Source organism: Dictyobacter vulcani, assembly GCF_008974265.1.
GTDB classification, from domain to species: Bacteria; Chloroflexota; Ktedonobacteria; order Ktedonobacterales; family Ktedonobacteraceae; genus Dictyobacter; species Dictyobacter vulcani.
In genome coordinates, this window is the sequence record NZ_BKZW01000002.1 from 67,491 (window position 1) to 81,063 (window position 13,573).

Genomic DNA, 13,573 nt, shown 5'->3' on the forward strand with positions numbered 1-13,573 from the left:
TGTGAGGCCACCAGGGGAATTACTGAGTAACATGTAGGGATGATGAGGGGCATTGTTGAGCTAAAGTACATTGTTCACAATGTGGATTGCGAGCCATGCAGACGGCTCGTCCGTGGTAGATAATGCGATGAGCCAGGCTTAGCCATTCTTCACGTGGGAGCTGACGCATCAGTTCCTGTTCTATTTTGACTGGATCACTCTGCTGCGTCCAGCCAAAGCGCTGGGCCAGACGACCGACATGGGTATCAATAATAATGCCATCAACGATCCCAAAGGCACTTCCCAGGATGACATTGGCGGTCTTACGCGCCACGCCAGGTACTTTCACCAGCTCTTCCATGGTCTGTGGCACTTCTCCCTGATGAACGAGCAGTAAATACTGACAGGCAGCTTGAATCTGTTTGGCTTTCTTCCGATAAAAGCCCGTGTTGCGCACATCTTCGGCCAGTTCTTCCATTGGGACAGCCACATAATCTTCAGCCCGGCGATATTTTTGGAACAGGTCTTTGGTGACAGAATTAACGCGTTTATCTGTACACTGGGCCGCAAGTTGCGCCGCCACCAATAAATCTAACGGGGTCGTAAAATCCAGATCATAGCGAGCAACCGGATAGAGCTGCTTGAGCTCATCAATCGTATCCTGAATGGGTAATGCAGTCGCTGACTGTGGAGTGGAAACTGTCTTCTGAGGCGTATCTTCCATTATGATCCTTTATCTTGACTATAACTATAGTAGCAAAAGCCTGTTATTACTCTATTCTCATTGCGTGGCACAATTAAGGCAATAAAACAGGACAATTGTATAGCCTGAGGAGGGAAAGAAGGTCCAGTGGACTATCTTTCCCTCTGCAATAATAGGATCCTGACTATTCTATGCCTGCCTCATCTTCAATCCCACGGGTCAATTCCGCCCAGTCGTTTTCACCACGGCCTTTCGCGATACCAGATAGGAGACGGTCGTGTAACTGGCTGGCAAAGGGCATGGGCATCCGCGCCTGCTCGGCGGCATCCAGGACCAGATTGATGTCTTTTAAAGCCAGCTGAATTGGAAAACCCACGGGCTGAAAGTTTTTCTCAGCAATTTTCTGGCCATAATTCTTGTAAATCGGGCTGCCAAAAATGGTCTGTGTCAGCATATTAAAAACTTGCGTGCGATCAATACCATTTTTTTCGGCCAGCGTAAAAATCTCGCCCATCGATTCCATCGCGGACGCAATCAAGAAATTGCCACTAATTTTGACAATATTGGCATGGGATGGATCTTCCCCAAAATCAAAGATGCCCTGTCCCATGGCCTCGAGTACAGGTCGCACGCGTTCTTTCGCCGCCGCATTGCCAGCCTCGACAATCCATAGTTGCTGAGCCGCCGCCGCCTCAGGGCGTCCAAAGACAGGGGCCGCTACATAGGAACAGCCTTCTTTTTCATGGAGTTCATGCATCTTATGGGCCAGCGCAGGTGAAACCGTGCTCATAGAGACATGGACGCCACCAGGACCCAGGCGAGACAGTAAACCATCGTGGCCGAGTGTCACCGCTTCCAGCGCCTCGTCGTTCGCCAGCATACTCACAGCGATACCACCGCGCTCCACCACATCATCGGGACGGATCCCACGTTTGGCACCGGCCTCGACAATTTTCTCTGTCTTGCTCAGATCACGGTTGTAGACCTTCATATTATAACCAGCCTTGAGCACATTAATCGCCATGGGATGTCCCATGTTGCCCAGGCCAATAAAACCGATAGATTCAGTCATAGCTTTACACATTCCTTTCTACTATTCTTATCACGTTTAGAAAGTGATGCTGAGTTCGCTCTATCACACGAGAATGCTCAACGTTTCCATATAGATGCTATGATAAGAACAGGTAACACATAAATTTGTCAATGATTATTATAAATCAATCTCTTATTATACTGAGGGGAACTGGTATGCGGATACTCGTCACCGGAGGCGCTGGCTTTATTGGGAGCAACTTTGTCAGATATATACTGGATAATTATCCTGAAGATGACATTCTTGTCTTTGACATATTAACCTATGCCGGTGATCTCGCTAATCTTCCATCGCTAACTTCTACACATCGACTTTCTTTTATCCAGGCGAACATTTGCGATGAACAAGCTGTCGCACAGGCCATGGCAGGTTGTGATGCGGTCGTGCATTTCGCGGCAGAAACCCATGTTGATCGGTCGCTATTGAGTGCCCAGGATTTTATTGCCACCAATGTACAGGGCACCTATGTCTTGCTAGAAGCAGCGCGCAAGCAACACATGCAGCGCTTCCTGTATATTTCTACTGATGAAGTCTATGGCAATGCCTGCTCGCCAGATGGGATGAGTCGTCCATCCGTGGAAACTGATAGTTTGCGCCCACTCTCGCCGTATGCAGCCAGCAAAGCCGGAGCCGACACGCTGGCTTTCTCTTACTGGGCCAGCTATGGCCTACCGGTTACGATTACGCGCAGTAGCAATAATTATGGTCCCTATCAATATCCCGAAAAACAACTGCCCTTATTTATCTTGAACGCCCTTGAAGGTCGTCCCCTGCCCATTTACGGCGACGGACAACATTCCCGCGACTGGATCCATGTCTATGATCATGTAGCAGCACTGAGCGTCTTACTCCATCAAGCAGATAGCAGCCTCGATGGTCAAATCTTTAATATTGGAGCCGATCAAGAACGAACCACGCTGGAAAATGCCGCTTTAATCTTGAAGAGCCTGGAAAAGTCTGCTGAGCAGATCAGCTTTGTGCAGGACCGGCCAGGCCATGTCAGACGGCATGCGGTAGATACTACTAAAATATACCAACAATTGGGCTGGCAAGCCCGGATCTCTTTCGATGAAGGTATCAAGCAAACTATCGAGTGGTATCAGACCCATACAGACTGGCTGGCAGGCATCAAAGAGAAGCACAACGAGTTTCTACAATCCGCTCTGCAACGAGGCACGCAACCAAAGGAAAGATAGGTTGCTTGATTAGTGGCTGCGCAACTGCAAATAATCAAGCAACAGGTCCGCGAATGGAGCAATGCCTTTATATGCCAGCACCTCGGCGGGAGTACTGCGCAACACACTGGCCATACGTCGGGCATGCTTCACATTGTGGGTCAGTTCAGCCACGGACTCCTGGTAGGTATGGACGGTAAAAAGAATCGCACCTGTGGTTGGAAGTCGGGACAGCGTTTGCCGTTCAACGCGTAGGAGGCAGCGCTCACCGATAGTTTCTGGCGTCAACGTCTGATAGGATTGCTGGATCTCATGGGCGGTACGTGGGGTTATATCCAGTCTATCTATCGTGCGAAATGCCCAGTTGAGTCGCCAGACGGGACGGCCCACTTTTAAGCGTTCCAATAATAATTGTGAAGAGCGCCCAAGCTGTTCCGCAAATAAAGCAACGGGATCATGGATGTGCAAGAAGGATTGTCCCAGCTTCTCCTCTAAACACCAGGAATTCGGAAAACAGAGTTGTCCCGCGACCAGAGGAATACCGCCATCGACGCTACCATCCAGCAGCAACAGATCTTCCTGAAGCTGCCGGCCCAGCCAGTCCAGTGGCGATAAGGGTAAACTGGCGTGTACACCGGGTTGAAAGGTGACACATTCCTGTAATAAATGATTATGCCAGATCCAGTGCTCAGTTTGCATGGTCAGCGAAAAATGCTGAGGATAGCAAGCTGCCAGGTGAGGTAAAAGATAGGTCAGCGTATCCCATTGCAGCGGCTCAGTATGTGGCAAGGCCTGAAAATAATAGGAAGTATCGTCGTTCAGAAGTCGCTGCTTCAAAGTGATCTCTGCATGATAACAAGCAGGATCAACCTCGATCACAAATCCCTTTCCCAGGGCCCGTGTGCCCATCGTCATAGAGAAATGATCGACATCGAAAGGAAAGTATTGAAACAAATAATTTTCCCTCCCAATATATATTGTGCGATATATATAAATGTTTATCGCACAATATATACATTACGTCAACTAATAAATAACGATGATGCCGAGGGAAGGATGCTACTTGTTGTCTTAGAGACATATTCTCTCGAATACCCCCAACGATCAGCTAAATCTGCTTGTTTCCAACCACGCTGCAATCTGTACGTGCGTATTAGCCGCCCAAACTCATTGTCGTTCATAAACGCCTCCACTAACCCACCTTAATATCCTGTTACAATTATGTAACACTTGTGCTTACTTTACTACTCTCAATAAACACCAAATCCAATCTATCTGCACGAATATACTGCGTCAGCATACATTCAGGCTATCAAGTATCAGGTCAGCATAGCTATTTAAGCTCCTTTCACAAAGTAATAACACATGCGCACATATGTATTGATAAAGTTATGACGCTTGTAATCAGAAAAATGAGTAAATTGTTATGAAAAAGGTAGGAAAAGTGGTAAAGAAGTTGTCTTGATAGAGATAAAAGCAAACATCCCGGCATGCATTTTGAGGCTTCAATATAATATATAAAAAGGGACTAAAATAATATAAAACTTATATGCTGTGCTATGGTTGCTACACAACCTTGCATCATATCTGCTTCAGCTGATTATAGAATGCTACGTACTGAATAATAAATACTGGTTCATTCCCCCCGCTTTGCTATGCAAAGAATAAGGAGATGTTGCAGGTAACACAGCTTGAGTCCCATCCATCAGAAAACAGGAGGCTTCTCAGGTGCTTGATGTAATTATTGTTGGTGCTGGCCCTGCTGGTCTAAGTGCAGCCCTTATGCTTGGCCGCTGCCGCCGCTATGTATTGGTATGTGACAGTGGACAACCACGCAATGCTAGCTCCCGCGCCGTGCATAATTTTTTGACACGTGATGGTATTTCACCTAAAGAATTTCGGCAGATTGGTAGAGATCAATTACAGCCGTACACCAATGTAGAATTGCGCGCCACTACAGTCACAGAAGCAGTGCGAGAGGGTAATTCCTTCGCAGTAAAACTTGCGGATAACAGTATCCACACAGCGCGCTCCCTACTACTAGCTACAGGTCTGATCGATACCCTTCCAAACATCGAAGGCTTTTCACAGTTCTTCGGTGCAGGTGTCTATTCATGTCCCTATTGCGATGCCTGGGAACTGCGCGATCAGCCACTGGCAGTCTTTGGTCAGGGGGCAGCAGGAGAAGCGCTGGCATTACAGCTCCTCCAGTGGAGCCGCGATATTGTATTGTGCACAAATGGGCCAAGCCAGCTCGATGCCAGGGAAATCGCATTCCTGACCCATCATGAGATACGCATTTGCGAAGAGCCGATTGCTCGCTTAGAAGGCTTTGATCAACAATTAGAACGCATTGTATTTGCGGACGGCTCCGTCCTGCCACGGCGGGCACTCTTCTTGCAAACAAAACCGCAACGACGCGTAGAACTGCTAGAAAAACTGGGCCTTAAAATGCCTGAAAGATATCAACAGCCGATAGCACCTGGAGTTTTTATGGCTGGCGATGTCTATCAGACGCGCTGGGTCAGCGGTGCGGTAGCCGATGGGGCCGAGCTCGGTGTCCTCATCAACAAAGAACTGCAAAAAGAAGATCTCACCAGGAGCTATCGTTCATTCAAAGAAGAATAACCATTTTGCCTGCGGGTGGCTGCTTCAATGGCCATCCCGCAGGCAAAAATAGCTAAACAAAAACTTGACAAATACCAAGTTATCTTCTATATTTGTGATGACCATTAATAGGTCCATATACACGATATTCAGAAAGGAGGATCTGCTATGAAAAATTCAGCATCTATGCCGTTGTCAATTTCAAGCACAAGCCTCACTGGAATCATCGTGTCCACACCGATCCCTTCTATCATCCTTGCATACGTTGATCTCCGGACCATAGGGGCAGTCTGCCCGCGCCCGGTTGGATATGTATGGAGCATGATTTCTTCTACTTGATCAGGTAGCAAAGACACTCTCCGACCGTGGGCACCAGCAGCGTGTAAACCCACGGCTTTTTTATTGTCCTATGAAATCCATGGCTTACCATTGCTGTTCATTCTTTGATACCACTATAGCGTTATGTCACAAGTAGTTGAGCTTTTAACCGAGAAATGAGGAAAGCAACAATGACCATTACCACAGATATTGCTGCCGCCGACTATACGCGCACACTTGAAGGAGGCTTAATCGCCCGCTGGTCAACCGCAGCCGATACCGAGAATATTGCCGAGCTGATCAGCTCTGTCTTTCGTGAGAAAGAGGAAGACGAGCCCAATCATCATCTCGCTTACCTGGTCAAACTACTCATGAGCGGCAAACATCCAGTCATGGGGCCTGGCGATTACGCCATTGTCGAGGATCCCAATAAAGAGGGGAATCCAGTGATAGCGGGTGTCTGCCTGCAACGTATGGAATGGAGCTATGAGGGCATTCCATTTTTGATGAGCCGTCCCGAGATCGTGGCCGCTGATCCTGCGTATCGCAATCGCGGCCTCATTCGTATCCTGTTTGAATTTGTGCATGCCCGCTCTGCCGCCGAGGGCCGTCTGGTTGACGCGATCACAGGCATCCCCTATTTCTATCGCCAGTTCGGCTATGAATATGCCCTGGAGCTAGAGGGTGCGCGTGGTATCTCCCTGACGAGCATTCCTAAAGCCAAAACAGGTGAGACAGAGCCATATACCCTGCGTGAAGCAACCCTGGAAGATGTGCCAGCGCTCCACAACATATATACACACAGCATCAAAAATGGATATGTGATAACCACCACCATGGATGAAAACTACTTGCGCTGGACCCTGGAAGAATGGAAGGAGCATCCTGAACGCATCAAATATAACTCAACCCAGGTCATTATCAATTCTGAAGGGACCATACAAGGCTGGCTATACGTGCAAGGCAGGCGTAGAGACCGTAGCGTGAATATCTGGAGACTGTATATGGCACCGCATGTGAACCAGCAGGCAATCATGCCATCACTGCTACGTGCGTTACAAAGTTATGGCCAACAGCTACCAACCAAAAGTCCAGAAACTGAAGCTTTCAGTGAAATCAAATTTTGTCTCGGGGAGAAACATGATTTGTATGATGTACTCGGCACGATGGGCACCATCAATGTGCCTGCATATGCCTGGTATATACGGGTGGCGGATCTACCCGGATTCATCCAGCATATCGCTCCAGCCCTGGAGAAACGCTTGCTGAACACGCCGGTGGAAGGCTATAGCGGCGAATTGAAGCTGGACTTTTATCGCGGTGGTTTGCGCCTGGTCTTTGAACAAGGACGCCTGACAACAGCCGAAAACTGGCGTCCAACCGTGTTCAACTACAATGCAGATGGTGGATTTCCACCACTCGTCTTTCTCAAGGCGCTGTTCGGCTACCGTAGTCTGAACGAACTGCGCCAGGCATATCCAGACGTCTGGGTCAACAATGAAATACTCTTCAATACTCTGTTTCCTGCCAAACCATCAATGGCACTTGTATTGTAATTTAAGCTGTTGAACAGAGTTATATCTCAACATCTGCAATCGAATCTAGAATCCAGGTGGGACGATACGGAAAGCGTTCCACCTGCTCCCGTTTGGTGACCCCTGAGAGTACCAGGATCGTGCGCAGACCACTCTCGGTACCAGCAACAATATCGGTATCCATGCGATCCCCAATCATCGCCGATTCTTCAGAATGGGCATTCAGCTTGCGCAAGGCCATACGCATCATCAAAGGATTGGGTTTGCCAACAAAGTATGGTTGAACGCCAGTCGCCGCACGGACCAGAGCCGCGACAGCACCGGTCGCCGGTACAATGCCGCCCTCGCCAGGTCCCATCACGTCCGGATTAGTCGCAATAAAGCGGGCGCCGCCATTAATCAAGCGCGTCGCCAGGGCCAGGCGCTCAAAGCTATAGGTCGTCGTTTCGCCGATAACCACGTATTCTGGTTCCTGACTGGTCAGAATATAACCAACATCATGCAATGCAGTGGTCAGACCGGATTCACCAATCACGAAAGCGCTGCCACCCGGACGCTGCGAGTGCAAGAATTGAACTGTAGCCAGAGCAGACGTGAAAATAGAATCAGCAGAGACATTTAATCCCATATAGGCCAACCGCATCTGTAGATCACGAGGAGTATAAAGGGAGTTATTGGTAAAAATCAGAAAAGGAATGCCCTTATCTTGCAATTTATGCACAAAATCGGCAGCACCAGGAATAAGCTTTGAACCCCATAATAAAACGCCATCCATATCAATTAAATAATTTTTGACACCGTCCATTTGTATACCCCAGTTCTGTGTCTATTATCGCCTTTACGCCAGCAGGAAACATCAAATAGTGTAGCCCACCTATCAACCGAATGTCAATGCAACACAAAGCCAGCTAAACCTCCTCCACTACCATCACAAGGTCCTGAAGTTTGACGAGAATGAGCAGAATAGTTACAGTACAACAACAACGAGCAATCGAGAGTACCTTCAGAGTGAAGGTAAACACACAATTGAAAGGAAAAGTGGAGAGCTACTATGGATATCGCAACCTATGCTAAAGAAGTTCACAGAACTTGCTCGATAGAAGATCAGCGCGAACGGCTTATTTTAAGCGCGCTTGGAATTGCCGGTGAATCCGGTGAGATTGTCGATCTCCTCAAAAAAGTGCTGTATCATTCCCATGACCTCGATACCAATGATCTCTGTAAAGAACTTGGCGACCTCCTCTGGTATATGACAGTGCTCAGTGAGAGCGTAGGGTTAACCCTGGACGATATCATGCAGGCGAACGTTGCCAAGTTGCGCCAGCGCTACCCCGACGGCTTTGATCCCCAGCGGAGCAAGAATCGTGAGCAATAAAGCTAGCCTTCTGCCTTTGCAACCAGCGTCGCAGGTTAGTTATAATAACTGCAGTGCCTATCTTCATAGATATGCATTGCTGCTACACTGCTATGGGGCGATTTAAACAAAGGGAGTTGCTGTATGGTTGACAAAGTAGAAGATCTGCTGGGGCAGATGACGTTACAGGAGAAGGTGTCGCTGTTAGCCGGTGCTTCGATGTGGGAAACGGTGCCGATAGAACGGCTGGGTATTCCGGCCTTGAAAGTATCTGATGGGCCCAATGGAGCGCGTGGTGAAGGCAATATCATGATCGGCTCGACCGATAGTAATAATGCAGAGGGAGGCGTAACGTCAGCGTGTTTTCCAGTGGGCATCTCGCTAGCGGCAACCTGGAATCCAGAGCTGATTGAGCAGATAGGCCAGGCGCTGGGACAAGAAGCAAAGTCCAAGGGGGCGCGGGTCTTACTGGCACCCACAGTCAATATCCATCGCTCTCCACTCAATGGCCGTAACTTTGAGTGCTATTCTGAAGATCCTTATTTGTCAGCCAGAATGGCGGTTTCCTACATTACGGGTGTCCAGAGTGAAGGTATCGGCGCGACCGTCAAGCATTTTGTGTGTAATGATTCCGAGTTTCAACGCAACAGCATCAGTTCAGAAGTGGATGAGCGCACGCTACGCGAGATCTATCTGGCACCTTTTAAAGCCGCGGTCCAGGAGGCGGGTAGCTGGTTAGTTATGTCCTCGTATAACAAGATAAACGGCACCTTTGCCAGTGAAAACCAGCATACCCTGACCGAGATCCTGAAAAAGGAATGGGGCTTTGATGGCGTGGTGGTCTCAGATTGGTTTGGCACCCAGAGCACTGCGCCCGCGGCCAATGCTGGTCTGGATCTGGAGATGCCTGGTCCGGCAATGTGGCGGGGCGACAAGCTACTTGAGGCGGTAAACAAGGGTGAAGTCAGCGAGGCAACGATTGATGACAGCGTGCGTCGGCTGTTACGCCTGTTTGTCAAAGTGGGCCTGTTTGAACCCCATGAAGTGAAGCCAGAGCAAGCCATCAATCGGCCAGAACATCGTGCGGTCATCCGCCAGGCCGGAGCGGAAGGCTGTGTCTTACTCAAAAATGCTCAGGATATTCTGCCACTATCACCTGAAAAACAGCAGTCTATCGCGATCATCGGTCCTAATGCAAAGACCGCACGTATGATGGGTGGTGGGAGCGCCTTTGTAAACGCGCATTATGCAGTCACTCCTTACGAAGCCATGGTCAAACGAGTTGGTGATAATGTAACCTTGCATGATGAAACCGACTTCAGCACCCATAACCTCTTACCTTTGCTGGATAGCCAGATCTATCACGATAATGAAAAGAAAACCGCAGCGGGTATCAGTATTGAATACTTCCGGAGCAATGACTTCAAGGACAAAGTAGCGGAGCAGGAGCATAGCACCAGTTCCGAAAAGGTCTGGTTTGGCACGCCCGCTGAGACAATTGATCCGCGTAATTTTTCAGCCCGCTTGAACGCTTATATCCGTCCCACAGTCACAGGAGTCCACACCTTTGGTCTGGCCAGCGCAGGTTTGAGCAAGCTCTATATCGATGGTAAAGAATTGATCGACAACTGGGATCAGCAAATCAAAGGACAGACATACTTTGGGATGGGAAGCACAGAGGCACGCGGCACAATTGAGCTGACAGCAGGAAAAGCGTATCAACTCACCATTGAATATGCCAAAGTTGATCCAGCGGTACCAATATCGGCTATTCGCCTGGGGTATCAGCCACCGGTGGCCAACGATGCGCGACAGCGAGCGGTTGAGCTAGCCAGGCAATCGGATATCGCTCTGGTCTTTACTGGTCTGAATGGTGAATGGGAAAGCGAGGGTTTTGATCGACCCGATATGGATTTGATGCCTGAACAGGTTGAGTTGATTGAAAAGGTAGCTCAGGTCAATCCCAGGACCGTGGTTGTACTAAATACGGGTTCGCCGATTACCATGCCCTGGCTAGATAACGTTGCGGGTGTCCTGCAATGCTGGTATCCGGGACAGGAATGTGGCAATGCGATGGTAGATGTACTCTTTGGGGATGTCACACCTTCGGGCAAGCTGCCTCAGACCTTTCCCAAACGGCTTGAAGATAATCCAGCTTACATCAACTATCCAGGTGACAATGGCCGTGTCCATTACGGTGAAGGCCTGTTTGTGGGCTATCGCTACTACGATAAAAAGAACGTAGAGCCATTGTTCCCATTTGGCTTTGGCCTCTCCTATACGACCTTTAGCTATGCTTCGTCAATTGAGCTCAGTAGCCGGACCCTCCAGCCTGGTGATCAATTGCAAGCAAAGATCAAGGTCACGAATACAGGAAAACGTACTGGTAAGGAAGTAGTACAGCTCTATGTACGCGACATCAAATCCAGCCTGCACCGCCCCGAAAAAGAGCTCAAAGCCTTCGCCAAAGTCTCACTTGACCCAGGCGAGACCCAGATCGTGACCTTTACCCTTGAGCGCGACGCCCTGGCGTACTACGATGATCTGGCCGGACAATGGGTGGCCGAGTCCGGCGATTTTGAGGTCTTGATTGGCTCTTCGGCCCGGGATATTCATGCTCGTGCCACCTTTACGCTTACCGAGACAAGTTACTTCAATGATGCCCCGAAAGCCACCAGGTAAAATATTGCATTGAAACACTGGCTATCATGAGGCTGGTTTTAAAAGCCAGCCTCATTTGACTTTTAAGTAATTGGTCACCACCGAGATCTGGTTTGCGTGTAATACTTTTGCTTGATCCACCTGACCACTGATCTGCACAATTGCCCCTGGTTGAAGATCCTGTGGATGACCCATATTGACGTTCTGGTCAGACTGCCAGGTGACTGTGATGATATGTTGTGTACGGGCATATGAGCCATCATTGGTGCGCTCCAGCACATAGCCCTGAAGTGAATGATGGGTGGACGTAGAAATAATCTCGCACATAACATTTGTCGAGCTTCCCGCAGCAGCCGAAGCCAGTTGTATATTGGTTGAAGGTAGAGAACCTTGTAATGTCAGGCTATGGTTTGAATATAATAAAAATCCAATACCCACAGCCAGCACGATAATCAGTACGGCTGGCAAAATACGATTGGAAAAACGTGGTGATTGACCTTTCTTTGCTTCTGGCATAATTCTCGCTCCTCATCAAGAAATGATAGTTTTAAGCATGCCTATGCGTTTCTAGAAACATAGTATTTCTGACCCAGCAACTACTCCCCAAATATTGGTTCACATGTGCAAAACGTTCTGACCATATCGATGAATATAGCATATGCCTGTAATAGACGCAACTTTGGCGCCTACAGCGTCGGACTTGGGGGTAAGACTATGCTATATAGCTGTAGAAATTGTATGCTATAGAAACGTGATCGTGAATATGTATAGAATTAGAGATGGTGAACGGAAAAGGAGTAAGCAATGAACGCTTTATTTTCCCCTGATGCTAATCCAGATAAAAACGCGTCCAGGCTGGCCTGGAAGGCAATGGAGCCCTACCATGCAATGATCTATTTCGCTCCCGAAGCGCGCACAGCCTATACGGCCGCCGGGCTAAAAGGATATTGGATGGGCTATTTTGCTTCACGAGCAGCCGCACTTGGTCCCGTCTCAAGCGCGGTTGTCAGTGCTACGTTTTACAATTTTCATCCAGCTATGGTCGCACGGGCTATTCCCGATGCCTGGCGCTTCTCATCTCCGGAACAGGTGCTAGCAGCACGGCTAGAAGCGGCGGATCTGGCACTTCAGCGCCTGCTCGGTGATCTGACAACCTCACAAGAGCTGGCAGAAGCAGCCGATTTAGCCCGTACGGCGACTCAAGCCTGTTCAGTCGCAGGTCGAACGCTCTTTGCGGCCCACTCTGCGCTCCCGTGGCCAGAAAAGCCACACCTGACTCTATGGCATGCGACGACACTGCTACGCGAATTTCGTGGAGATGGACACGTTGCTACCTTATTGGCCGAAAATATAGATGGCTGTGAGGCCCATCTCACCCAGGTAGCCACAGGCCGCATGCAAAAGGAAGCGATCCAGCCGCTGCGAGGGTGGAGCGATGAAGAGTGGGAAACCGCCAGGAATCGTTTGATACAGCGCGGCTACTTAGATAAAACAGGCACACTAACGCCCGCGGGACAAGAGGTACGGCAGCGCATAGAACAGCGCACCGATGAGCTGGCCCTACCTCCCTGGCAATCACTGGGAGAAGAAAAATTTACACGCTTATTGTCCTTAATGCGTACGTTCAGTAACAAAATTTTTGAGCAAAACGGTATTCCTACTCCCAGTCCTATCGGTGACTTAAGATAAATGTGTGATGGGAAGTTGGCGGGTGTGATCACGCTCGCTAATTTCCTCGCGCTTATTCATAGGAAAAAGGTATTGACAAAAGCGCAAAGCTGTTGTAGTATAGCAAGTGTCAAGAACACCTGTATGTGCAGGCGAGCTGGTGACTGTAGCGAAGAGGGCACACCCGTTCCCATCCCGAACACGGAAGTTAAGCTCTTCATCCCCGATGATACTACGTGGGCAACTGCGTGGGAAAATAGGAAGTCGCCGTCTCACCCGCCCACACGGGTGTTTTTTTGTGCCCTTTTATAAAAATGATCCACCATAAAGAACAGGACCGCAACCTATATGGCTGCGGTCCTGTTCTTTATGGTGGAGACAAGGAGACTCGAACTCCTGACCCCCGCCGTGCAAAGGCGATGCTCTACCAACTGAGCTATGTCCCCATAAATTGACAACTGCAATAACGTATATCCTCAA

12 protein-coding genes, 1 tRNA gene and 1 rRNA gene are annotated in these 13,573 nt (G+C 49.0%); 7 read left to right on the top strand and 7 right to left on the bottom strand.

Going from position 1 to position 13,573, the window contains the following annotated elements; translation table 11 throughout:
- Positions 1–19: 19 nt before the first annotated feature.
- Together nth and KDW_RS18415 are read right to left on the bottom strand one after the other, a co-directional pair.
- A complete protein-coding gene (gene nth / locus KDW_RS18410) occupies positions 20–703 on the bottom strand; it encodes an endonuclease III (RefSeq protein ID WP_151757452.1) in 684 nt (227 codons plus the stop codon).
- A gap of 163 nt (positions 704–866) precedes the next feature.
- A complete protein-coding gene (locus KDW_RS18415) occupies positions 867–1,754 on the bottom strand; it encodes an NAD(P)-dependent oxidoreductase (protein ID WP_151757453.1) in 888 nt (295 codons plus the stop codon).
- Between the two features lie 176 nt (positions 1,755–1,930).
- Here KDW_RS18415 and rfbB point away from each other — a divergent pair, with 176 nt between their 5' ends.
- The gene (rfbB, locus tag KDW_RS18420; RefSeq protein WP_198925364.1) at positions 1,931–2,971 is read left to right on the top strand and encodes a dTDP-glucose 4,6-dehydratase; all 1,041 of its coding nucleotides are present in this window, start codon (positions 1,931–1,933) and stop codon (positions 2,969–2,971) included.
- Between the two features lie 9 nt (positions 2,972–2,980).
- On the opposite strand, the gene KDW_RS18425 is transcribed toward rfbB, so the two are convergent.
- The gene (locus KDW_RS18425) at positions 2,981–3,904 is read right to left on the bottom strand and encodes a heme-dependent oxidative N-demethylase family protein (protein WP_151757454.1); all 924 of its coding nucleotides are present in this window, start codon (positions 3,902–3,904) and stop codon (positions 2,981–2,983) included.
- Between the two features lie 68 nt (positions 3,905–3,972).
- Positions 3,973–4,131 carry a helix-turn-helix domain-containing protein gene (locus KDW_RS36000; protein WP_151757455.1) on the bottom strand — a complete coding sequence of 53 codons (159 nt, stop codon included), beginning with the start codon at positions 4,129–4,131 and terminating at the stop codon, positions 3,973–3,975.
- A 547-nt stretch (positions 4,132–4,678) separates the two neighbouring features.
- Between KDW_RS36000 and KDW_RS18435 the strand changes: the two genes are divergently transcribed.
- Positions 4,679–5,578, top strand: coding sequence for an NAD(P)/FAD-dependent oxidoreductase (locus KDW_RS18435; protein ID WP_198925365.1), 900 nt, complete (start codon positions 4,679–4,681; stop codon positions 5,576–5,578).
- Between the two features lie 488 nt (positions 5,579–6,066).
- A complete protein-coding gene (locus KDW_RS18440) occupies positions 6,067–7,431 on the top strand; it encodes a GNAT family N-acetyltransferase (RefSeq protein WP_151757457.1) in 1,365 nt (454 codons plus the stop codon).
- Positions 7,432–7,450: 19 nt separating this feature from the next.
- On the opposite strand, the gene KDW_RS18445 is transcribed toward KDW_RS18440, so the two are convergent.
- Positions 7,451–8,215: a TIGR01457 family HAD-type hydrolase gene (locus KDW_RS18445; RefSeq protein WP_151757458.1), complete on the bottom strand. Its 765-nt coding sequence runs from the start codon at positions 8,213–8,215 to the stop codon at positions 7,451–7,453.
- 246 nt (positions 8,216–8,461) lie between these two features.
- Between KDW_RS18445 and KDW_RS18450 the strand changes: the two genes are divergently transcribed.
- Both KDW_RS18450 and KDW_RS18455 read left to right on the top strand, forming a co-directional pair.
- Complete coding sequence (locus KDW_RS18450; RefSeq protein ID WP_151757459.1) at positions 8,462–8,785, top strand: nucleoside triphosphate pyrophosphohydrolase family protein; 324 nt, start codon at positions 8,462–8,464, stop codon at positions 8,783–8,785.
- A gap of 123 nt (positions 8,786–8,908) precedes the next feature.
- Positions 8,909–11,446 (top strand): glycoside hydrolase family 3 C-terminal domain-containing protein, encoded by a 2,538-nt coding sequence (locus KDW_RS18455; protein WP_151757460.1) that lies wholly within the window; start codon positions 8,909–8,911, stop codon positions 11,444–11,446.
- 51 nt (positions 11,447–11,497) lie between these two features.
- Here the strand turns inward: KDW_RS18455 and KDW_RS18460 are convergent, their stop codons facing one another.
- On the bottom strand, positions 11,498–11,941 hold the full coding sequence (locus KDW_RS18460; protein WP_151757461.1) for a hypothetical protein: 444 nt from the start codon (positions 11,939–11,941) through the stop codon (positions 11,498–11,500).
- A 288-nt stretch (positions 11,942–12,229) separates the two neighbouring features.
- Here KDW_RS18460 and KDW_RS18465 point away from each other — a divergent pair, with 288 nt between their 5' ends.
- Together KDW_RS18465 and rrf are read left to right on the top strand one after the other, a co-directional pair.
- Positions 12,230–13,114, top strand: a complete 885-nt coding sequence (locus tag KDW_RS18465) for an SCO6745 family protein (RefSeq protein WP_151757462.1) — start codon at positions 12,230–12,232, stop codon at positions 13,112–13,114.
- A gap of 135 nt (positions 13,115–13,249) precedes the next feature.
- Positions 13,250–13,366, top strand: a 5S ribosomal RNA gene (gene rrf, locus KDW_RS18470).
- Between the two features lie 97 nt (positions 13,367–13,463).
- Here rrf and KDW_RS18475 read toward each other — a convergent pair.
- Positions 13,464–13,539: transfer RNA gene (locus KDW_RS18475), tRNA-Ala, on the bottom strand.
- Positions 13,540–13,573 lie beyond the last annotated feature (34 nt).

Bases quoted from the DNA above. Each gene is read 5' to 3' on its own strand.
- nth (WP_151757452.1), bottom strand. From the start codon at position 703: ATGGAAGATACGCCTCAGAAGACAGTTTCCACTCCACAGTCAGCGACT.
- KDW_RS18415 (WP_151757453.1), bottom strand. From the start codon at position 1,754: ATGACTGAATCTATCGGTTTTATTGGCCTGGGCAACATGGGACATCCC.
- rfbB (WP_198925364.1), top strand. From the start codon at position 1,931: ATGCGGATACTCGTCACCGGAGGCGCTGGCTTTATTGGGAGCAACTTT.
- KDW_RS36000 (WP_151757455.1), bottom strand. From the start codon at position 4,131: ATGAACGACAATGAGTTTGGGCGGCTAATACGCACGTACAGATTGCAG.
- KDW_RS18440 (WP_151757457.1), top strand. From the start codon at position 6,067: ATGACCATTACCACAGATATTGCTGCCGCCGACTATACGCGCACACTT.
- KDW_RS18445 (WP_151757458.1), bottom strand. From the start codon at position 8,215: ATGGACGGTGTCAAAAATTATTTAATTGATATGGATGGCGTTTTATTA.
- KDW_RS18450 (WP_151757459.1), top strand. From the start codon at position 8,462: ATGGATATCGCAACCTATGCTAAAGAAGTTCACAGAACTTGCTCGATA.
- KDW_RS18455 (WP_151757460.1), top strand. From the start codon at position 8,909: ATGGTTGACAAAGTAGAAGATCTGCTGGGGCAGATGACGTTACAGGAG.
- KDW_RS18460 (WP_151757461.1), bottom strand. From the start codon at position 11,941: ATGCCAGAAGCAAAGAAAGGTCAATCACCACGTTTTTCCAATCGTATT.
- KDW_RS18465 (WP_151757462.1), top strand. From the start codon at position 12,230: ATGAACGCTTTATTTTCCCCTGATGCTAATCCAGATAAAAACGCGTCC.